The following is a 20,204-nucleotide window of genomic DNA, read 5'->3' as shown; positions in this document are numbered from 1 at the left end:
CTCCTATTGCGCCAAGAAGTCTTGAGCAAAGCGCTGTAGAACACCGCCAGCATTGTAGACGAGTACTTCATCAGCGGTATCGAGTCGACAAGTCACTGGCACATCGACTTTCTCGCCATTTGCACGGGTGATGACGAGCGCCAAATCCGTACCTGGTTGAATATCACCGGCAACGTCGTAGGTTTCGGTGCCATCGAGCTCAAGCGTTTTACGGTTTACACCGTCTTTGAACTGCAGCGGCAATACGCCCATACCGACCAAGTTAGTACGATGAATACGTTCAAAACCTTCGGCAACGATTGCTTCTACCCCAGCCAAACGCACGCCTTTTGCTGCCCAGTCACGTGATGAACCTTGGCCGTAGTCTGCACCCGCGACCACAATCAACGGTTGCTTGCGGTTCATGTAGGTTTCAATCGCTTCCCACATACGTGTCACTTTGCCTTCTGGCTCAATACGAGCATAAGAACCCTGCACGACTTCGCCGTTTTCCTTGACCATTTCGTTAAACAGTTTCGGGTTAGCAAAGGTGGCACGCTGCGCAGTTAGGTGGTCACCTCGGTGCGTCGCATAAGAGTTAAAGTCCTCTTCCGGCACTCCCATTTTCGCTAGGTATTCACCCGCAGCACTGCTCGCCATAATCGCATTCGAAGGCGATAAGTGGTCGGTGGTGATGTTGTCACCCAAGACTGCTAATGGACGCATGCCAGATAAGGTTCGCTCGTCCGCCAGGGCCCCTTCCCAGTATGGCGGACGGCGAATATAAGTACTCATTGGACGCCAATCATAAAGCGGATTGCTGTTACGCTCAGCATCGTCCAATTTGAACATTTGAATGTAGATTTGGTTAAACTGCTCAGGTTTAACGTGCTTACCGACCACTTCATCGATCTCTTCGTCAGTCGGCCACAAATCATTGAGATAAATTGGATTGCCTTGCGCGTCTTTACCCAACGCGTCACGCTCGATATCAAAGCGAATAGTCCCCGCAAGAGCATAAGCCACCACCAATGGCGGCGACGCAAGGAATGCTTGTTTCGCGTACGGGTGGATTCGACCGTCAAAGTTACGGTTACCCGACAATACAGCCGTCGCGTAAAGGTCGCGGTCAATGATCTCTTGCTGGATCTTTGGATCCAACGCACCGCTCATGCCGTTACAGGTGGTACACGCATAAGCGACAATGCCGAAACCAAGCTTCTCAAGCTCAGGAAGTAGACCCGCTTCTTCAAGGTACAACTTAGCGACTTTTGAACCCGGCGCAAATGACGATTTCACCCACGGTTTACGTACAAGACCTAGCTCGTTCGCTTTCTTCGCCACCAAACCAGCCGCAACAACGTTACGTGGGTTACTGGTGTTGGTACATGACGTAATCGCCGCAATGATGACCGCGCCATCTGGCAATTCGCCTTCTTTCTCTTCGAACTGACCAGAAATGCCACGCGCCGCCAGTTCTGAGGTAGGTAAACGGCGGTGCGGATTCGAAGGGCCCGCCATATTGCGCGTCACAGTCGATAAATCAAATTCAAGTACGCGCTCGTATTGCGCTTCGACCATGTCGTCTGCCCATAGGCCAGTTTGCTTGGCGTACTTCTCTACCAAGTCAACTTGCTGCTCTTCACGACCGGTCAGTTTCAGGTAATTGATGGTCTGCTCGTCAATGTAGAACATCCCAGCGGTTGCGCCATATTCTGGTGTCATGTTGGAGATAGTCGCTCGGTCACCAATGGTTAGGTCTTTCGCGCCTTCACCAAAGAACTCAAGGTACGACGACACCACACGCTCATTACGCAAGAACTCGGTAATCGCTAGGACGATATCCGTTGCAGTAATACTAGGCTGGCGTTTACCGGTTAATTTCACGCCGACAATATCTGGCAGGCGCATCATCGATGGACGACCTAGCATCACGGTTTCGGCTTCCAAACCACCCACGCCAATGGCAATGACACCGAGCGCGTCAACGTGTGGCGTGTGGCTGTCTGTGCCCACACAGGTATCTGGGTAAGCGATGCCTTGTTTTGCTTGCACTACTGGAGACATTTTCTCCAAGTTAATCTGGTGCATGATGCCGTTACCCGCTGGAATCACGCTGACGTTTTCAAACGCAGTTTTACACCACTCGATAAAATGGAAGCGGTCTTCGTTACGGCGCTCTTCAATCGCGCGGTTTTTCTCAAACGCATCTGGGTCAAAACCTGCATGCTCAACCGCTAACGAGTGGTCAACAATCAGCTGAGTCTCTACCACAGGGTTCACTTTAGCAGGATCGCCACCTTGCTCGGCAATCGCATCACGCAGACCAGCGAGGTCCACCAGCGCAGTCTGACCAAGAATGTCATGGCACACGACGCGCGCAGGATACCAAGGGAAATCGAGGTCTCGCTTGCGTTCAATAATTTGCTTGAGCGAATCCGTTAGGGTTGATGGCTCGCAGCGACGTACTAACTGCTCAGCCAGCACTTTAGAGGTGTACGGGAGCTTGTCGTAAGCACCCGGTGAAATTTCTTCGACAGCTTCTCGGGCATCAAAATAATCAAGATGGGTTCCCGGAAGCGATTTGCGGTATTGGGTATTTATAGTCATGTTTTTGCTTCCACTCACAATATACAGCGGCTCTGACGACCTCTAAGGTGAGGTCGTCAGCATGTGGCATTTGCCTATCGTTTTTCGATTGGAACCCAATCTTGGTGCTCCGGACCAACGTAGTCCGCGCTCGGACGAATAATGCGGTTGTTCGCGCGTTGCTCATAAACGTGCGCAGCCCAACCCGTTAAACGGCTCATCACAAAGATTGGCGTGAACAATTTCGTCGGAATGTCCATGAAGTGATAAGCAGACGCATGGAAGAAATCGGCGTTACAGAACAAGCCTTTCTCGCGCTTCATTACCGCTTCAACACGTTCAGAGACCGCGTATAGATGGGTATCGCCTACCGCTTCAGACAGCTCTTTCGACCAACGCTTGATCAATGCGTTACGCGGGTCACTTTCTCGATAGATAGCGTGGCCAAAGCCCATGATCTTGTCTTTGTTTGCCAGCATCTGCATGATGTTTGCTTCTGCTTCGTCTGGCGTCATCCAATTCTCGATCATTTCCATCGCCGCTTCGTTCGCACCACCGTGCAGAGGACCACGTAGCGTACCGATAGCACCGGTAATGCAAGAGTGAATATCAGATAGAGTTGACGCACATACCCTCGCGGCAAAGGTAGAAGCGTTGAACTCGTGCTCAGCGTACAGAATCAATGAGCAGTGCATCACTTTCTTATGCAGTTCACTCGGCGCTTTGTCGGTCAGCATTTTTAGGAAGTAACCACCGATGCAATCTTCGGATTGGTCTTCGGTATCGATACGTACGCCATCGTGGCTGAAACGGTACCAGTAACAGATGATCGCCGGGAAAAGCGCTAACATGCGCTCCGTGGCATCAAGCTGCTCAGAGAAATCCATCTCTTGCTCTAGGTTACCAAGCACAGAACAGCCGGTGCGCATCACATCCATTGGGTGAGCAGATGCTGGAATAAGCTCTAGCGCTTGTTTCAGTTCTGCTGGCAGGCCGCGCAGGCCAACAAGTCGAGTTTTGTACGAATCCAACTCTTGTTGATTTGGCAGATGACCGCGCAGCAATAAGTGCGCAACTTCTTCAAACTGAGCATTGTTTGCAAGGTCTGTAATATCGTAGCCACGATAAGTCAGGCCCGTTCCCGTTTTGCCGACAGTACATAAAGCGGTGCTTCCAGCGCTTTGGCCGCGTAGACCTGCGCCACCTAATTCTTTGGTAGGCATTTCGAACTCCTTTTCAGTCTGACTGCTCTCTTTATGGAGCTTTTATTGACCAGACAAATTTCACGTTATTGGATTTAATGATTCCGATTTTTCTTGGGCTTCCGTCTCTATCCCCGCTATTTTCCTTCTGAGAATAGCTGGTCAAGTTTGTCTTCGTATTCGTGGTAATTCAGGTGTGCGTAAAGCTCTTTGCGTGTTTGCATAGACTCGACAACCGCTTCCTGATTGCCAACTTCAAGCAGATGCTTGTAAACCATTTCTGCGGCTTTGTTCATCGCACGGAACGCGCTCAATGGGTAAAGCACCATATCAACTTTCGCTTTTGCCAGTTCTTCACAGCCGTAAAGCGGCGTAGCACCAAACTCAGTAATGTTGGCTAGAATTGGCACATGCTTACCAGTTGCCTGTTGCAGCGCAGTAGAGAACTGGTCGTATTGATCAAGCTTGGTCATCGCTTCTGGGAAGATCATGTCTGCACCCGCTTCGACACACGCAATCGCGCGTTCAATTGCGCTATCGATGCCTTCAACGGCCAACGCGTCAGTCCGCGCCATAATCACGAAGCTTTCATCGTTACGGGCATCCACTGCCGCTTTCACTCGGTCAACCATCTCTTGCTGGCTGACAATCGCTTTGTTCGGGCGGTGACCACAACGTTTCTGCGCCACTTGGTCTTCCATGTGAACCGCCGCTGCGCCTGCTTTTTCCATCGATTTGATCGTGCGGGCAATGTTGAAAGCGCCACCAAAGCCAGTGTCGATATCCACCAGCAAAGGCAAATCACACGCGTTGGTAATGCGGTCAACATCAACCAGCACATCGTTCAATGTGGTGATACCCAGATCAGGCAAACCGTAAGACGCGTTCGCAATGCCGCCACCTGATAGGTAAATCGCTTGGTGACCTAAGTTCTTCGCCATCATGGCGCAGTATGGGTTAACCGTACCGACAATTTGCAGCGGATCATTTTGCTCAATGGCGAGTCTGAATTTCGCCCCCGGAGATAAACTCATGACACTTTCCTTCTAGTCATTTTCGGCAATCAGTATTTGTTGCTCTATCAAACTGCGACTGCCCGAAATATGGCGTCGCATCAGCATTTCTGCCAGCTCCTCATCTCGGTTCTCAATCGCTTGTAGAATAAATTTATGCTCGTTTAACGCTTCTTTTGGTCTCGATTGAGAGCGTGGCGATTGGTAACGATACATGCGTAATAAGTGGTAAAGCTCGTTGCACAGCAGTGAAATCAGCTTGCTGTTGCGACTGGCTTTGATAATGCGGTAGTGAAAGTCAAAATCACCGTGCTGATGAAAGTAAGACGAACCTTCGACTTCTTCGATATGATTTGAATGTGTCGACAATAAGTGTTTTAGACCAACCAGCTCTTCTTCAGTGATGTGGCGCGCTGCTAGTCTTGCCGCCATGCCTTCAAGTGCTTCTCGAACCGCGTAAAGTTCGATCAGTTTTTCTGGTGAGAATGTAATCACGCGAGCACCGACATGCGGGATTCGCTCAATAAGACTTAGGCCTTCTAGGCGCATAATCGCTTCACGCAGCGGCCCACGGCTAACTTGATAACGCTTTGCCAGCTCTGGCTCGGAGATCTTACTCCCCGGCGCAATTTCACCATTCACAATCGCTTCAACCAAAGACTCTGTTAGCGTCTCTGATTTGGTGTTTTCTTTTTCGCTGTTTACCGCTTTAAGACGAGTTTTAACTTCAACGTTCATATACAAATCACTCGTTTCACAACACTCAAAGTGTCTACAATCCAATCTCTAACACTTAAAATAGACCATTAAAGTGTCGACAATCAAGCAAAGTGTCGACAATTTAGACTAAGGTATGAGAAAAATTGAGTATAACGGAGGCGCTATCGCAATTTGCTCCGTTGCATTGAGTCATTCCGTCGCCAGCATACACGCTTAAAAACGTGTAGTAGAAACTCAGGCGCCTGCCAAATTAAAGAACAAATTTGGACATAACTTCACATAATTTCTTTATTTATTAATGTGTTACTAGAAACGTTGATTATGTGATTGCCTGCCGAATCAAGATGTAAATTACAAAGCTAACAGATGAAACTTCGTTGATATGGATTCCTAATCTAGAAATTTTACTCTAATTAACATTTTATTAACCTTGCATTTCAGCAACCATGGGGTGGCTTATTTAATACAAGGAGTCACACATGCAAGTAAGCATTACAACTACAAAAACAATCCTCGCTAGCGTTATCAGTGCCACCCTACTATCTGGATGTTATTGGGATGATCCTGAAAAAGCGGCGAAACACGTCAGTAATAAAATCGACCGCAAGGCAGTGGTTGAACACCTTGTAGAACTAGAAGGACGCGCATCCGCAACGTCGGACGGCGCTTCGGTTACTCGTGCTGCAGGGACAGATGGCTACCAATATTCAGTTGAGTACATCGTTGAGACGATGCGAGAGCACAACTACGATGTGCGAACTCAAGAGTTTGACTTCCGCGCGTGGGAAGAACTGGCTGGTACCTCACTCAATGTGGCTGGTGTGGAGTTGGTCAGCGTTCGTAACGCGGCTGAAGGTGAACAAGCGGATTTTGCTGCGATGTCCTACTCAGGAAGCGGTGAAGTCAATGCACCAGCGGTATTCATTACTCCTGATTTCCGCTTTGATGCCCCTGACTACGACAGTACTGATGGTTGTGAAGCCTCAGACTTTGACGGCCTAGACGTCACTGGCAAAGTAGCGGTTATTCAGCGCGGTGGCTGTAGTTTTAACGACAAAGTCGTCAACGCTCAGGGAGCAGGCGCACAAGGTGTTATCGTATTTAACCAAGGTAATGACGAAGGTCGTACTGACGTAGTCAACGGCACACTCGGCAGTGACAGCGGAGCAACGATTCCGGCGTTTGGCGCGCGTTTTGACCTCGGTAAACAGTGGTACGATGCCAGCCAAACTGGCGATGTTAACGTCATCTTAAATATCAATGTTCAAGATGAAATGGTCGTGACTCAAAACATCATCGCTGAAACCAAAGGCGGCGATGCTAACCAGATCGTCATGCTTGGTGCACACTTAGACTCTGTTCCTGAAGGTCCGGGCATCAACGATAATGGCTCAGGTACCGCTGGCCTACTAGAATACGCGGTCACTTTGGCAGATCTAAACGCACCAGTGAAAAACAAAGTCCGTTTCGCCTGGTGGGCAGCGGAAGAAGCTGGTCTGGTAGGTTCAGAGTACTACACGACTGAACTGTTTGGCCCACTCTACACTCAGGCAGAGCAAGAGATTTTAGCTCAGTTTGAATTAGAAGACCCAAGTCAGTTTACTCCAGAGCAACAAGAACTGGTTGAAGCACGTTACAACGAGCTAAACAAAGTTAAGCTATACCTGAATTTCGATATGATTGGTTCGCCAAACTACATCTTCGGCGTTATGGATGGCGACTTGTCTGATACAAAAGACAGCCCAGACAACGCGTACACAGGTGACTTCCAACCACCATACGGCACGTCTCACATTGAGTCTAAGTTCAATGATTTCTTCAACAAGAAGAAAGAAGCGACTGTACCTCAAGCACTTTCAAAACGTTCTGACTACGCAGGATTCGCCGATTGGGGCGTAGCGTTTGGTGGTTTGTTTACGGGTGCAGAGAAAGCGAAATCAGCGGAAGAAGCGGATCTGTTCGGCGGCGATACTGGCGTTGCTTACGACGTTTGTTACCACAAAGCGTGTGACGACTTAAACAACATCAGCCAGAAAGCGCTGTATGTTAACACCCAGTCACTTGCTTACGTAACGACGTTCTACGCATTTAGTCAGCCAATCTTCCCAGAGCAACAAGCTGAACCTAAAGCGATGGCACGTTCATTGAGCGTCAACGTCGAGCCAGTTGATAAACTGCGTATCGGCGAGAAGCTGAAAGCGGCTGACAGCGTTTCTGATCACGATCACTTCCACGGTGATTTTGACCAAGACCGCGAATAACCGCGACACCATTCCTTATTCCAGCCGCACCTTAGAGTGCGGCTTTTTTATTGCGTTTTCTGCGCTCTTACCCTCCGTGAACTTTATGAACAAAACTCACTTAATGCCCAATATTGTTTTTATCAACGCATTGCAGACACAGATTTAACACTCTATTAACCTTGACTCTATCTATTAACAAGAACCCTTCACTTGCTAGTAGATAATTCATAACAATAAGCAGGTTCCCAAAGAGGAACGTGCGTTTACATAAGGAACGTGAATCATGATCAAGGTACTCAAACCTACCCTAGCCGCGTCTATCATCGCCGCGACCTTTTCTTTCGGTGCTCTTGCAGCAGACCTCGAAAAAATCCACTTTTTAATCCCTGGCGGTGCAGGTGGCGGCTGGGATATGACTGCGCGCGGTACTGGTGACGTACTGGTTAAATCTGACATTGTTGACAATGTATCATTCCAAAACCTATCTGGTGGCGGCGGCGGTAAAGCTATCGCACACCTAATCGAAACCGCTGAGCGTCAAGAAGACACTCTAATGGTGAACTCAACACCAATCGTTGTTCGCTCACTAACTGGTATTTTCCCTCAATCATTCCGTGATTTAACACCTGTTGCAGCAACCATTGCTGACTACGGTGCGATCGTGGCTTCTGCTGACTCTAAGTACAACACTTGGGAAGACGTGGTTAAAGATTTCGAAGAGAACCCTCGCAAAGTTAAAATCGCGGGCGGTTCGGCTCGCGGTAGTATGGACCACCTAGTCGTTGCAGCGGCGTTTAAAGGCGAAGGCTTTGACGCTAAGAAAGTTCGCTACATCGCATACGATGCAGGCGGTAAAGCAATGGCGGCACTACTGTCTGGCGAAACTCAACTGCTTTCAACCGGTTTAGGCGAAGTACTAGAAATGTCTAAATCTGGTCAAGTAAAAGTGCTGGCAGTCACGGCTCCTAAACGTCTGGAAGCAGCACCAAACATCCCTACGCTAACTGAATACGGTAACGAAACCGTGTTTGCTAACTGGCGTGGTTTCTTCGCCGCTCCGGGTGCAAGCCAAGCGAAAATCGATGAGTGGAATGCCGCTCTGACTAAGATGTACAAGACAGATGAGTGGCAAGTTGTACGTGACCGCAACGGCTGGATCGACAACTACAAAGCGGATAAAGACTTCTACGCGTTCCTAGAAGACCAAGAGAAACAGATGGGCGACCTAATGCGCGAGCTTGGTTTCCTGAAGTAACTCAGTAAACAAGGGCAGTCTTGGTATTGACTAATGCCTGCCCTGACCTTTTCGCCGCGTACGAGATAAACACAATCTCCTTGTTTATGGCTTTATATAAACACGTCCACCTATTTGACTAGCAGCAAATCGGCAGACCTTATTAATGAAACATGCTCATTAATCCTCGCACGCGGCCTTTTCTTCCCTTATTAGCAAATGGAGTTGGATATGTCGGACTTGCCAACGAACTCTTTCAACCAAGGAAATTTCTTCACTAAAGAAAATCTCCTTTGCCGTGATCGTGTGGGCGCGATGATATTCCTGATCGTGTGCCTGTGCTACGGCTACCAAACCACGCTGATCCCCCTTTTTCCTGGTGATGAGTACGAACCGTTTACCGCTCGCACTCTACCAATGCTACTCACTTTCGCGGGTATTGGACTTTCGTTGCTGTTGCTAGTCATGGGTCAACCAGACAAGAAAAGCGGCGCAGTCGTTGAATTTGATTGGAAACTGCTGATTAGCTTCTTAGTACTGATGGCGCTGTACGGTGTCGGTTTAACTTACCTTGGCTTCGTCCTGGCGACTGGCTTCTTTTTGCTTGCAGGCTTTTACTTACTTGGCGAAAGACGCAAAGGCATTTTGTTCGGCGCTTCATTCCCATTCGTCCTTGGTTTCTACCTGTTACTGACTCAGGTACTGGATATCTATCTTGAACCGGGCGTTATTTTCACTATGTGGTCGTAATAAGATAGGGAAAACAAAATGTTAGATGGAATCTTACAAGGTCTTTCGACCGCAGTAATGCCAATGAACATCATGATGGTGATCGTTGGTTGTTTCGTGGGTACCTTCATCGGTATGCTTCCGGGTCTTGGCCCTATTTCAGCGATCGCACTGATGATCCCAATCACTTACGGGTTAGACCCTTCTTCTGGTCTGATCCTAATGGCGGGTGTTTACTACGGCGCAGTATTTGGCGGCTCTACATCGTCAATCCTAATTAACGCTCCGGGCTGTTCTTCAACAGTAGTGACCGCGTTTGACGGCTACCCAATGGCGCAAAAAGGCCAAGCAGGTAAAGCGCTCGCGCTTGCGGCTTACTCATCGTTTACTGGTGGTACGCTATCAGCAATCATGCTGCTGGTTGCAGCGCCTGCATTGGCAAGCGTATCGCTGAGCTTCCAGTCTTCAGACTACTTCGCGCTGATGTTGCTTGGTCTTTCTGCCGTCGCGGCTTTCGCGGGCCCAGGCCAAGTAATCAAAGCTTGGATGATGACCATTCTTGGTTTGATGCTATCAACGGTGGGTATCGATAAAGGCGTCGGTGTTGAACGCTTCACCTTTGGCCTAACTGATTTGATGGATGGCTTTAGCTTCTTGCTACTTGCGATGGCAACGTTTGCTCTGGGTGAAACCTTAATGGGTATTCTAAAACCAGAGAAAGACACCAGCTCAGAAGAGCAAAGCAAGATGAGCAACATTGGCAGCATGAAGGTAACCAAAGAAGAGATCAAAGAAGTCGCGCCAGTCTCGATTCGCTCTTCGATCCTTGGTTTCTTCACTGGTGTTCTACCGGGCGCGGGCGCAACGATTGCTGCCTTCTTAAGCTACGGTATGGAACGAAACCTTGCACCAAAAGATAAAAAAGAAGAATTTGGTAAAGGCAGCATCCGTGGTCTGGTTGCACCTGAATCAGCAAACAACGCCGCGTCAAGTGGTTCATTTGTACCGCTACTGACACTTGGTATTCCGGGTTCAGGTACGACAGCAATCATGCTTGGTGCATTGATCGCTTACGGTATTCAGCCAGGCCCACGTTTGTTTGTTGAGCACCCAGATGTCTTCTGGTCAGTCATCATCTCAATGTACTTCGGTAACATTGTACTGGTGATCCTTAACCTGCCATTGATTCCGTACATTTCGCGCTTATTGGCAGTGCCAAGAACCGTACTTCTACCGATGATTCTGTTCTTCTCAATCACGGGTGTGTACTTGGTTTCCTTCAACACCATGGACGTATTTATCATGCTGTTGATTGCGATGGCGGCGATTGCGCTCAGACTGGCTAACTTCCCACTTGCTCCTTTGCTACTTGGCTTTATCTTAGGTGGCTTGATGGAAGAAAACCTGCGCCGCGCACTGATGATCAGCGATGGCGAACTGAGCTTCCTGTGGGAACGTCCAATCACACTGGTATTCACAGTACTGGCGGTTCTGGTTCTGGCAAGTCCAATTTTGGTCAAGCTGTTCCAAAAGCTAAAACCTACCCCGGCGAAAGTGGAACAATAAGTTCTGCTATTACGACCAAAAGGGAGCATTTGCTCCCTTTTTTATTGCTTGTTATACCATCGCATTATTGCCCGTCTCACCCATAGAGCATATACTCTAATTTTTAACAGTTAGAGAACATCCTCATGTCGATGCGCCCTATTGCTTTGCTGATCGGTTGCTTAGGAATGTACGCCCCGCTAACCCAAGGAGCGGCGATAAGTTTCGAACAAGCTTGGCAAGTTTTGCAGCAAGAAAACAACTCACTCGCCGCGCAGCGTTCCAATGTCGAGCGTTATCAGCACTTGCAAAACGCCACCGACAATCTCAATCTTCCATCGATTACTATCGGCGCAAACTACACTCGCCTAGATGAAGACATTACTGTCTCTGGCAAACAGCTTTTTGATAGTACGGGCGGCACTCTTCCTGATTTAAGTGCTGTGCCAATTCCGGGGATTTCACAACTGTTGGCTGGCGCAGCCGCGACGACTTCAACCATCACTGAACGCGACATTTTCAGCTCATCCATTCGCGCTATCTGGCCTCTGTTTACTGGTGGTCGAATCAATGCCGCGCAGTCTGCCGCTGAAGGCAAAAAGGCCCAAGCGCAAAGCGAGCTGGCGATGGAAACACAAGCGCGCTTTGAAGATCTTAGTAAATACTACTTTTCCGTCCTGCTTGCCCAAGAAGTGGTTCAAACCCGTAAATTGGTCGAGCAAGGACTCACCAAACACCGCGATGATGCCGTCAAGTTAGAGCAACAAGGACAAATCGCTCGCGTAGAACGCCTGCAAGCCGATTCGGCTCTTGATCAAGCGATCATCGAACGCAAAAAAGCAGAGAAAAGTTTGGAGATCGCCACTGCAGCGCTGACTCAGATCCTCAACCAAAGCTCAACAGTTGAGCCAGCGGATTCTTTGTTTATCAACACGTCTTTACCACCTTTAGACGTGTTTACTCAACGAACGCTCGATACTTATCCGGGCCTAGACTTGTTGGACGCCAAAGAGCAGCAAGCCACCAGCCTTATCAAAGCGGAGAAAGGCAAATACTATCCAGAAGTGTACCTTTACGGTGATTATAGCCTTTACGAAGATGACTCACTTGCCAGCCAGATGAAACCAGACTGGTTAGTTGGCGTTGGCGTGAATATTCCGCTTATTGAGTCGAGCGGTCGAACCGATCAAGTACGCGCGGCACACAGCGCGGTCTCGCAAGTGAAGTACTTAAAAGCGCAAGCTAAGCAAGATCTAAGTGTACTGGTGCAAAAAAACTACCTAGAAGCTCAACAAGCACAAGAAGAAGTTCAGGGGCTTGAGTCTTCGATTTTGCTCGCAGAAGAAAACCTCAAGTTGCGCCAAAAAGCCTTTTCTCAGGGGCTATCGACTTCAACGGACGTTGTTGACGCCCAATTGTACGTCGCGCGTGTTCAAACACAAAAAGCAGCGGCGAGCTTTAACTACTTAATTTCTTTATCCAAATTGCTGGCGCTTTCCAGCGAAATGGACGCCTTTAGCCAGTATCAACACAACGCAATCACGATTTCGAGCAAATAAGGATCTAAGATGAAAACCGCTAAACCACTCGTACTTACTGCAGCCGCGTTAGCTCTGGCATCTTGGGTCGGATACAGCTTCTATCAAGCATATCAGCCAAAACCGGTTCGACTACAAGGGCAAATTGAATCTCAGCAGTACAGCATCTCTTCCAAAGTTCCGGGTAGAATCGATCAGGTATTGGTGCGTAAAGGGGATGTAATTGAAGAAGGCCAATTGATTTTCACCCTGCACAGCCCAGAGATTGAAGCCAAGTTGGAACAAGCAAAAGCGGGCGAAAAGGCGGCGGGAGCCTTGGCATTAGAAGCCGAGAAAGGCGCACGAACTCAACAAGTTCAAGCCGCGAAAGACCAATGGTTAAAAGCGAAAGCCGCGGCGGCACTGATGGAGAAAACCTACCTTCGCGTAAACAACCTGTACAAAGATGGCGTGATTGCAGAACAAAAACGTGACGAAGCGAAAACCCAGTGGGACGCCGCAAAGTACACTGAAAGCGCGGCGCAACAGATGTATGAAATGGCCAAAGAAGGTGCGCGTAACGAGACCAAAGTCGCGGCAGCAGAAAAAGCCCGCATGGCTGCTGGCGCAGTAGCGGAAGTTGAAGCCTACGCGAAAGATACCTCAATCAAGAGTTGGTTCAACGGTGAAGTCTCACAGGTCTTGCTACGAAGCGGCGAGTTAGCGCCACAAGGCTTCCCCGTTGTCACTGTGATTGATACCCAAGACTCTTGGGCAGTACTGAACGTGCGTGAAGACTACCTAAAACACTTCAACAAAGATTCGACGTTTGACGCTTATTTGCCTGCACTCGATAAAAACGTGACATTCAAAGTAACGCACGTCGCGGTAATGGGTGATTTTGCCACTTGGCGTTCTACCGACGCATCACAGGGGTTTGACCTACGCACCTTTGAAGTGGAAGCCCGCCCTACTCAACCTGTCGAGGGTTTGAGAATGGGTATGAGCTTAGCCGTTGAACTCAACTAGTTGGCTGTGTAATGCGTGAACTTATTACCTCACAATTAGCAATCATTCACCGCGATAAATGGCTGTTGTCTAGTTTAACTTGGATTCCGGTCACCTTGGCGGTGATGATTTGGGCGGTATTCTCACATGGAATCGCCCGCGATTTGCCCATAGGTGTGGTGAACTTAACACCGGGAACGCTCTCGCAGCAGTTGATTCGCTACTACGATGCCACTTCCACCATGCAGGTACACGCGCAATATTCCGATGTATCGCAAGCAAAAGAGGCGTTGGTCCGAGGTGATATTTACGCGTACGCGGTTATCCCAACTCAGTTTGACCAAGACATCTACAAGCAGTTTACGCCGCAAGTTAGCGTTTATTACAACAGCCAGATGATCTTGGTTGGCAAGTTGCTCAGTTCTGCGTTTACCCAAGCACAGGCAACGTTTAACGCCCAGCTAAGCACCATTGGACATTTGGTAAAAGGCGACGCGACATGGCTATCTGCGATAGGACAAGCCGTGCCCGTCAGAACGCAAATTACGCCGCTGTTTAATAAAAACTCCAACTATGCGCAGTTTTTACTCTCTGCGATTATTCCTGCGCTTTGGCAGATCATTGTGGTGGTGAGTACGATTCTGATATTAGCCGCCAACCACAGAGACAAAGGCTTAAACCATTGGCTTGGCTCTAGACCTATCTCATCAGTGCTTTACACCCTTTTGCCTTATACCCCGGTATTCGCTCTACAAGGTTTCGCTTTTTTACTTTGGTTCTATTTGGGTTTCAAATGGCCGATGAACGGTAGCTTCGCGGTGATCCTTTGCGCTCAATGGGTCACGATTCTCGCCTGCGTGATTATGGGCAGTCTGTTCTTTTTACTCACGCTAGACCCAGCGCGCGCAATGAGTTTTGCTGGCGCTTTTACCGCGCCAAGCTTTGCTTTTATGGGCATCACGTTCCCAGTCACCGACATGAACAGCCTTGCTCAGTGGTGGCGCAGCTTACTGCCTGTTAGCCACTACATTGAGGTACAAGTAAGCCAAGTCAGTTATGGGCTTAGCTGGCATCAATCGCTTACTCACTTGTTGCCAATGTTTGGCTACTTATTGCCATTGTTACTCTGTATCTTGCTGATTCGCAAACACCTCAAGAACGACAACGCCGCTGCAACTAAGGAGTCGGTATGAGTGTTTTCAAACTCCTCAAAGCAGAACTTAAAGCGCTACTGACTAACCCTGTTGTAGTGCTCACGGTGTTTGGTGGCGTCGTGTTTTACTCGTTTTTGTATCCGTTACCCTACACCAATCAAACGCCAAGAGAGCAGCTGATCAGCGTAGTGAATCTGGATATGAGCCAGACCAGTTTCAAGCTCGAACGAATGGTGGATGCGACGCCACAAGTAAAAGTAGTCAGACGCGACCACACTATAGAACAAGCACGTAATGCATTCTTAAGCGGTGAAATCAGCGGTATTTTGGTTATTCCTGAACACTTCTATAAAGACATTTTGTTGGGCAAAAGCCCTACTCTCGCTTATGCCGGTGATGCTTCTTACTTTTTGGTTTACGGCACAATCGTCGAAGGTTTGGCGAAAGCCGGCGGAACTTTGGCGGCGCAAACAACCGTGAGTAAGTTAGTGCTAGATGGTCAACCACTCGCCTTAGCGTCTGAGCAATACTCGGCGACCAAGCTCAATTTAAAACCAACCTTTAACCCGCGTATGGGTTACGTTGATTACGTTGTTCCTGCAGTATTTGTGTTGATTCTACAGCAAACGCTGGCAATGGCCGCAGGTTTGATGGTCGGCAGCCAAAAGCTTGGTAACGGTTACTGGCGCAGCGCACGGCCAGCGCAATTGCTTGCGGTACGTTTTGCCGTTCTTATCGTTATCTACTACCTACTGAGTATGTATTACTTCGGCGCAAGTTTTACCATGCACGGCGTCAACCAACTCGCTCATGCGAGTGAGCTTTTAACGTTAATGCTGCCGTTTTTTATCAGCTCATGCGCGATCGGCATCTGGCTTGGCTCAGTCACACCAAGGCGAGAGTTAGTCACCTTGGTGGTATTGATTAGCTCTATGCCACTTATCTTCAGTGCAGGTTTTATCTGGCCAGTGGAGATGATCCCATCACCTATCGTCTGGCTGTCACAACTATTCCCAAGCACACCAGCAATCCAAAGCTTCTTAGCATTAAATCAAATGGGCGCCGACTGGACACAAATCCGCGAAGGTTATCTTCAACTTTGGGTGTTGGCAGCTGTGTGGAGCGTATTTTCTTATCTCGCATTTAGAAGAAGTTTAAACAAAGACTTTAGAAAATAGTCTCAATTTAATACTTGTAGCAACATTTTAAAGCTTAGAAGAACACACAGAATGCCTACTATCTTCTTAAGTACTTTACTTGGAAAATACTCAGCGCAGCGAACGCCGAGGCTAGTCGTCAAGTAACTGCTAACGGAGAAGCTAATCATTGCAGGAAGGTATATGTATCCTAAAACTAAGTTGCTCCAGTCGGTATTCTCCCAACCATTGAACATGTAGCCGAGGCTTCCAGACAGTGCGATAGGGAAACCTATCGCAGCGGATGTGCCAATAGCGCGTTTCACCTCAAAATTTTGCTGAACAAGATAAGGGATAATTAAGCCCGCGCCGCTTATAGAGACAAGCGCTGAAATGGAACCAATCACTGACCCAACGGTTATATTACCGATAGCTCCATGTGGATTTGGGTTGTACTCATGCTCTGTGTTTCGAAACATCTTATAAGCAACATACAACATGAATACGCTGAAAAATCCGGCTAGATAGACACCCTGTAAATATGACGCTAAGAACGTCGCGCAAAATGTCCCGACTAGAACCCCGCTCAACATTCTTATGACCATGATTGAGTCGACATTCTTTCTTTTGTAGTGAGCGCGCATACTACCCAATGTGGTAATGATCATCGAAGCCATCGACGTCCCTAGTGCTAGGTGAACGACTTCCGTATCCGCTATTCCTTGCATTGAAAACAGAAACGCAAAAATAGGAACAGCCATTCCTCCTCCTCCAACGCCAACGAGTCCTGCGAGAAAGCCAATCCCCAAGCCTGCTGTAATGTAATAAAAGATAAAGATAGGTTCGTTCATCCTGGTTCTGCCTTCGATAAAGATGTTAGTTGCGAAAATGTTACTCGAAAGCTACCTTGTCATGGTAACGTTAAAAGGACAGAAAATAATGAATAGTGGCCAATGTTAAAACACGCAGAGAACACGACAAACTGTGATTACAGTGAATGGGAAAATGGCGCAGCGTTAATAGTCAAAGAATGGCAACATGAACGGAGTGACTTCAGTCATTTGGATCAGCGGCCGCATAATTGGCACAAGCATTATCGAGGCCAGCTTCTGTGCATCGATGAAGGGCTGATACAAGTTAAAACGGATGAAGGAACCTGGATACTACCGCCTCACCGTGCGGGGTGGATTCCTCCAAGCGCTATGCACAGTGTGTATTTTTGTGGTTCTCTCAAAGGTCGCTCATTACTATTCACTCCCGAGAGCTGTAATCAGTTTCCAACGAAACCTTGCGTGATTGAAATGAGTGATGTCTTGAAAGTCCTATCGAACAGGGCGTCCACTTGGAGCAAAACAGAAGAAATATCTGCACAGCATTCACGTGTACTTGCCGTTATCTCTGATGAAATTTGCACCAGCCCTCACGAATCACTTTATTTCCCATTACCTAAAGACCCAAGGTTACAAAAGGTAACTCAAGCGATTTTAGTTGACCCAAACAGTAAAAACTCTGTCGAGCATTGGGCACGTATAGGAGCCATTTCATCTCGAACGTTAAGAAGGTTAATTCGAAATGAGTTGAACATGAGTTTTAACGAATGGCGGCAACAGATACTGCTAATCCATGCGTTAGAAATGATGGCACGCGGAGAATCAATTGGAGATGTCGCCTATGCTCTAGGCTATTCAACGCCAAGTAACTTTATCGCGATGTTTCGTCGGGTCTACGGTGAGTCACCCACGCGTTACTTTTCGAACCGCGGTATATAACTGCCAATAGCATTCTGGGTTAGTGCTTTGGTTATGTGTTGTCTGTATTGGGTATGCATGTACATATCAATACAGACAAATCAGAACACAGACCCTAACTTATTTATGTTCAGAGGTGTGAAGGTGCACCCTAAATGAGCTATGGCTCTAATTGTTGTTTCCGATAATTTACTAGTTTAGAGATACAAAACGTAAAGGGTAGCAAGAAAAGGGATCTGTAGTTTGATCCCTCTGTGTATATGTGTCGCTAGTTAACCACTTTCAGAGTTGGCTGAGAGGTGTTACTGGAAAGGGTAGCTTTCCCATTTCTGACTTTTGATACAACAGCCTTAAACAGAAAAAATGGATTGTTAAATGTTAAGGCTGAAAGCTCATCTTGAGGTAGTTTCAACTCATTGAGTACTTCGGTCCGAGATATATTTTTTTCTCTCAATTTATTGAAAATCTTTTGAAATACTAAAGATGTTTCCCTGCTCTCTAACCCCTCCGGCTCTGATTTCCTGCCATAACAGTTTGATAGTTCAATATTTAATTGACGATAGTGCCACTCGGATGACAAGCCTAAGTCAAAAGTTCTTCGTATTAGAGCCGCTAATGATACTTTCCAATGCTTCTTCAACTTCAACAGCTGGTTTAGAGAAGGATATGAAGGTACTTTCGCAAGAATACTTCCTTTCGGCATTAGAAATGCTGACGCAAATCGATCTGCTTGTTCCTCGGCTTGGCGTCCGTTGTTGGATGCATGTTTGTGCAACACTAGATGACCAAGTTCATGGGCAGCATCAAAACGACTGCGTTCTGGCGTTTTCATTGTATTCAGAAAAACGAAAGGCTTCTCGTCTAGCCAAAATGAGAATGCATCTACTTCTACACAGTTCTCTGTCAATGAAAAGACGCGCACACCTTTAGATTCCAAAAGGTGGATCATGTTAGAAATAGACAGTTCACCTAAGCCCCAATGTTCCCGTAGAAGTTGTGCGGCACTTTCAGGATCTGCGAAATCTTCGCTGCTGCAATCTAAAACATCATGTTGCTTTAAATTGAATCGACTTTCTAACCAGGTATTAAACTCAACAGCCAATGTTCCGGCACTGAGAGCTGCGTCTCTTTTGGACGCACTAAGCTTCGTCATCGCTCGGAAGCTTACGCCTTCTTTTACAATTTGCTCAGGATTATCGGCGTAGAAAAATTCAACAGGGTAATTGAGTATATCTGCTATACGACTAACTAAGGTTGAGTCAGTTGTGTCCAGAAGACCCTTATTTTCATATGTTGAAAGCGTTCTCGTAGTAATCCCTGTCAGTTCGGCCAACGCCTTTTTTGTATATCCTCTTCTTTCTCTAGCAATTTTTAGTCTTAATGAATTAAACATTGTCGTTACTTACTTCTTCGATATCAAAGTCAATTTCATCATTGAAATCGACTTGTGAATCAACGATTTCTTCGTTGTCCATGTCAATAATTATACGGTTTTCAAGATCAAATCCTGTCACGTAACCTCTCTTATTGTAGGATACAGGTCTCGCCAGCTCAGCGGTAAGTTTATTGGTATTTTTATCAAAATTATGGAGAAGGAACCAAACATCACAATTTAGTTTGGTTTTGGGATTCGACTCAGGAAGGGTTTCTGGAAACAAGTCATAGTTGAGATTTTCTTCAAACTTAAGCGCTAAAAGATCAAGAGTAAAGTCGCCTTTTTCTGTAATGGATTGCGGGAAACCTGCTAGGTTTCCAGTCTGCTCACAAGCACTACAAAGGTAGATTGCAATTTTTTCTTCTTTATTGATCGTAAGCTCTACATTACGAATGGACTCTCTAACATATCCGTGTGGTTTTAGTAGTTCGCGGAGAGCGCGGATAGTATCACCATAAAAATACTGACCACCACTTGTCACAGGGTTGTTTTCAGTCATTCTTTTTCTGGCACTTAAACCTCGTTGCAATGCTTCCTTAATATGTGGAAGATTAGAAACTAAGCGAGCTCGCTGGGGCTCTTCGATTTGATTGCTTTTTTCTGTCTGGGCGTTACTGGTTAGTGCTGAGTTCATTTTGTCATCCTCAATTCTATTTCCTATATTCTAACCTCGATCGAGATCGAAAAACAAGAAACGAAAGGAGGTGCTGTCTTTCCCCCCAAACTTAACCCTAATTTCTCGTCAGTGTCGTCGTACTAACCACGCTCAACAATTCCCGACGGCGACGTCAGTCATAACATGCGAGTAATCAGGAGATGTGATTTTGCTGGTGGGATTAGGCGTGATTCGAGGCAGGACTACTATGTTGATTGTGCGGAGAGGTTGGGTCAGACCTTCGCTCATAATCGTTAAATGGGTAGGAATACTGAACAGACTGAGATTTTCAACGTC

16 protein-coding genes are annotated in these 20,204 nt (G+C 47.4%); 9 read left to right on the top strand and 7 right to left on the bottom strand.

Going from position 1 to position 20,204, the window contains the following annotated elements:
* Nucleotides 1-3: 3 nt before the first annotated feature.
* The 4 genes from acnD to AKJ31_RS18255 form a co-directional block, all read right to left on the bottom strand.
* Entirely contained in the window at nucleotides 4-2,589 is a 2,586-nt protein-coding gene (acnD, locus tag AKJ31_RS18270; RefSeq protein WP_053410509.1) for a Fe/S-dependent 2-methylisocitrate dehydratase AcnD, read from the bottom strand.
* Nucleotides 2,590-2,663: 74 nt separating this feature from the next.
* Nucleotides 2,664-3,791 carry a bifunctional 2-methylcitrate synthase/citrate synthase gene (gene prpC, locus AKJ31_RS18265; RefSeq protein WP_053410508.1) on the bottom strand — a complete coding sequence of 376 codons (1,128 nt, stop codon included), beginning with the start codon at nucleotides 3,789-3,791 and terminating at the stop codon, nucleotides 2,664-2,666.
* A 116-nt stretch (nucleotides 3,792-3,907) separates the two neighbouring features.
* Nucleotides 3,908-4,804: a methylisocitrate lyase gene (gene prpB / locus AKJ31_RS18260; RefSeq protein ID WP_053410507.1), complete on the bottom strand. Its 897-nt coding sequence runs from the start codon at nucleotides 4,802-4,804 to the stop codon at nucleotides 3,908-3,910.
* Nucleotides 4,805-4,816: 12 nt separating this feature from the next.
* A complete protein-coding gene (locus AKJ31_RS18255; RefSeq protein ID WP_053410506.1) occupies nucleotides 4,817-5,521 on the bottom strand; it encodes a GntR family transcriptional regulator in 705 nt (234 codons plus the stop codon).
* 461 nt (nucleotides 5,522-5,982) lie between these two features.
* On the opposite strand from AKJ31_RS18255, the gene AKJ31_RS18250 reads away from it, so the two are divergent.
* The 8 genes from AKJ31_RS18250 (at nucleotide 5,983) to AKJ31_RS18215 (ending at nucleotide 16,111) form a co-directional block, all read left to right on the top strand.
* On the top strand, nucleotides 5,983-7,764 hold the full coding sequence (locus tag AKJ31_RS18250) for a M28 family peptidase (RefSeq protein ID WP_053410505.1): 1,782 nt from the start codon (nucleotides 5,983-5,985) through the stop codon (nucleotides 7,762-7,764).
* Nucleotides 7,765-8,029: 265 nt separating this feature from the next.
* Entirely contained in the window at nucleotides 8,030-9,001 is a 972-nt protein-coding gene (locus AKJ31_RS18245) for a tripartite tricarboxylate transporter substrate binding protein (RefSeq protein ID WP_053410504.1), read from the top strand.
* Between the two features lie 210 nt (nucleotides 9,002-9,211).
* Nucleotides 9,212-9,730, top strand: a complete 519-nt coding sequence (locus AKJ31_RS18240) for a tripartite tricarboxylate transporter TctB family protein (RefSeq protein WP_053410503.1) — start codon at nucleotides 9,212-9,214, stop codon at nucleotides 9,728-9,730.
* An 18-nt stretch (nucleotides 9,731-9,748) separates the two neighbouring features.
* Complete coding sequence (locus AKJ31_RS18235) at nucleotides 9,749-11,275, top strand: tripartite tricarboxylate transporter permease (RefSeq protein ID WP_053410502.1); 1,527 nt, start codon at nucleotides 9,749-9,751, stop codon at nucleotides 11,273-11,275.
* A 125-nt stretch (nucleotides 11,276-11,400) separates the two neighbouring features.
* Nucleotides 11,401-12,813, top strand: coding sequence for a TolC family protein (locus AKJ31_RS18230; protein ID WP_053410501.1), 1,413 nt, complete (start codon nucleotides 11,401-11,403; stop codon nucleotides 12,811-12,813).
* Between the two features lie 9 nt (nucleotides 12,814-12,822).
* Nucleotides 12,823-13,800, top strand: a complete 978-nt coding sequence (locus AKJ31_RS18225; RefSeq protein WP_053410500.1) for an HlyD family secretion protein — start codon at nucleotides 12,823-12,825, stop codon at nucleotides 13,798-13,800.
* An 11-nt stretch (nucleotides 13,801-13,811) separates the two neighbouring features.
* Nucleotides 13,812-14,972, top strand: a complete 1,161-nt coding sequence (locus AKJ31_RS18220) for an ABC transporter permease (protein ID WP_053410499.1) — start codon at nucleotides 13,812-13,814, stop codon at nucleotides 14,970-14,972.
* Nucleotides 14,969-16,111, top strand: coding sequence for an ABC transporter permease (locus AKJ31_RS18215; RefSeq protein WP_053410498.1), 1,143 nt, complete (start codon nucleotides 14,969-14,971; stop codon nucleotides 16,109-16,111). The genes AKJ31_RS18220 and AKJ31_RS18215 overlap by 4 nt, the downstream gene beginning before the upstream one ends.
* Nucleotides 16,112-16,113: 2 nt before the next feature.
* Here the strand turns inward: AKJ31_RS18215 and AKJ31_RS18210 are convergent, their stop codons facing one another.
* On the bottom strand, nucleotides 16,114-16,920 hold the full coding sequence (locus AKJ31_RS18210) for a sulfite exporter TauE/SafE family protein (protein WP_053410497.1): 807 nt from the start codon (nucleotides 16,918-16,920) through the stop codon (nucleotides 16,114-16,116).
* 102 nt (nucleotides 16,921-17,022) lie between these two features.
* On the opposite strand from AKJ31_RS18210, the gene AKJ31_RS18205 reads away from it, so the two are divergent.
* A complete protein-coding gene (locus AKJ31_RS18205; RefSeq protein ID WP_053410496.1) occupies nucleotides 17,023-17,838 on the top strand; it encodes an AraC family transcriptional regulator in 816 nt (271 codons plus the stop codon).
* 247 nt (nucleotides 17,839-18,085) lie between these two features.
* Here the strand turns inward: AKJ31_RS18205 and AKJ31_RS18200 are convergent, their stop codons facing one another.
* Both AKJ31_RS18200 and AKJ31_RS18195 read right to left on the bottom strand, forming a co-directional pair.
* A complete protein-coding gene (locus tag AKJ31_RS18200; protein WP_053410495.1) occupies nucleotides 18,086-19,210 on the bottom strand; it encodes a helix-turn-helix domain-containing protein in 1,125 nt (374 codons plus the stop codon).
* Nucleotides 19,203-19,886: a hypothetical protein gene (locus AKJ31_RS18195; RefSeq protein WP_245639070.1), complete on the bottom strand. Its 684-nt coding sequence runs from the start codon at nucleotides 19,884-19,886 to the stop codon at nucleotides 19,203-19,205. Before AKJ31_RS18195 ends, AKJ31_RS18200 begins: the two co-directional genes overlap by 8 nt.
* Between the last annotated feature and the right edge of the window lie 318 nt (nucleotides 19,887-20,204).

This window comes from Vibrio hepatarius (assembly GCF_001274785.1).
Taxonomy (GTDB): domain Bacteria; phylum Pseudomonadota; class Gammaproteobacteria; order Enterobacterales; family Vibrionaceae; genus Vibrio; species Vibrio hepatarius.
Note: the sequence above shows the minus strand (reverse complement) of the source record. Positions and strands in the feature narration are given on the sequence as shown.

Coding starts and splice junctions, on each gene's coding strand:
- AKJ31_RS18195 (WP_245639070.1), bottom strand. CDS start 19,886: ATGAACTCAGCACTAACCAGTAACGCCCAGACAGAAAAAAGCAATCAA.
- AKJ31_RS18215 (WP_053410498.1), top strand. CDS start 14,969: ATGAGTGTTTTCAAACTCCTCAAAGCAGAACTTAAAGCGCTACTGACT.
- AKJ31_RS18205 (WP_053410496.1), top strand. CDS start 17,023: ATGTTAAAACACGCAGAGAACACGACAAACTGTGATTACAGTGAATGG.
- AKJ31_RS18250 (WP_053410505.1), top strand. CDS start 5,983: ATGCAAGTAAGCATTACAACTACAAAAACAATCCTCGCTAGCGTTATC.
- AKJ31_RS18230 (WP_053410501.1), top strand. CDS start 11,401: ATGTCGATGCGCCCTATTGCTTTGCTGATCGGTTGCTTAGGAATGTAC.
- AKJ31_RS18255 (WP_053410506.1), bottom strand. CDS start 5,521: ATGAACGTTGAAGTTAAAACTCGTCTTAAAGCGGTAAACAGCGAAAAA.
- prpB (WP_053410507.1), bottom strand. CDS start 4,804: ATGAGTTTATCTCCGGGGGCGAAATTCAGACTCGCCATTGAGCAAAAT.
- AKJ31_RS18235 (WP_053410502.1), top strand. CDS start 9,749: ATGTTAGATGGAATCTTACAAGGTCTTTCGACCGCAGTAATGCCAATG.
- prpC (WP_053410508.1), bottom strand. CDS start 3,791: ATGCCTACCAAAGAATTAGGTGGCGCAGGTCTACGCGGCCAAAGCGCT.
- AKJ31_RS18200 (WP_053410495.1), bottom strand. CDS start 19,210: ATGTTTAATTCATTAAGACTAAAAATTGCTAGAGAAAGAAGAGGATAT.
- AKJ31_RS18245 (WP_053410504.1), top strand. CDS start 8,030: ATGATCAAGGTACTCAAACCTACCCTAGCCGCGTCTATCATCGCCGCG.
- AKJ31_RS18210 (WP_053410497.1), bottom strand. CDS start 16,920: ATGAACGAACCTATCTTTATCTTTTATTACATTACAGCAGGCTTGGGG.
- AKJ31_RS18240 (WP_053410503.1), top strand. CDS start 9,212: ATGTCGGACTTGCCAACGAACTCTTTCAACCAAGGAAATTTCTTCACT.
- acnD (WP_053410509.1), bottom strand. CDS start 2,589: ATGACTATAAATACCCAATACCGCAAATCGCTTCCGGGAACCCATCTT.
- AKJ31_RS18225 (WP_053410500.1), top strand. CDS start 12,823: ATGAAAACCGCTAAACCACTCGTACTTACTGCAGCCGCGTTAGCTCTG.
- AKJ31_RS18220 (WP_053410499.1), top strand. CDS start 13,812: ATGCGTGAACTTATTACCTCACAATTAGCAATCATTCACCGCGATAAA.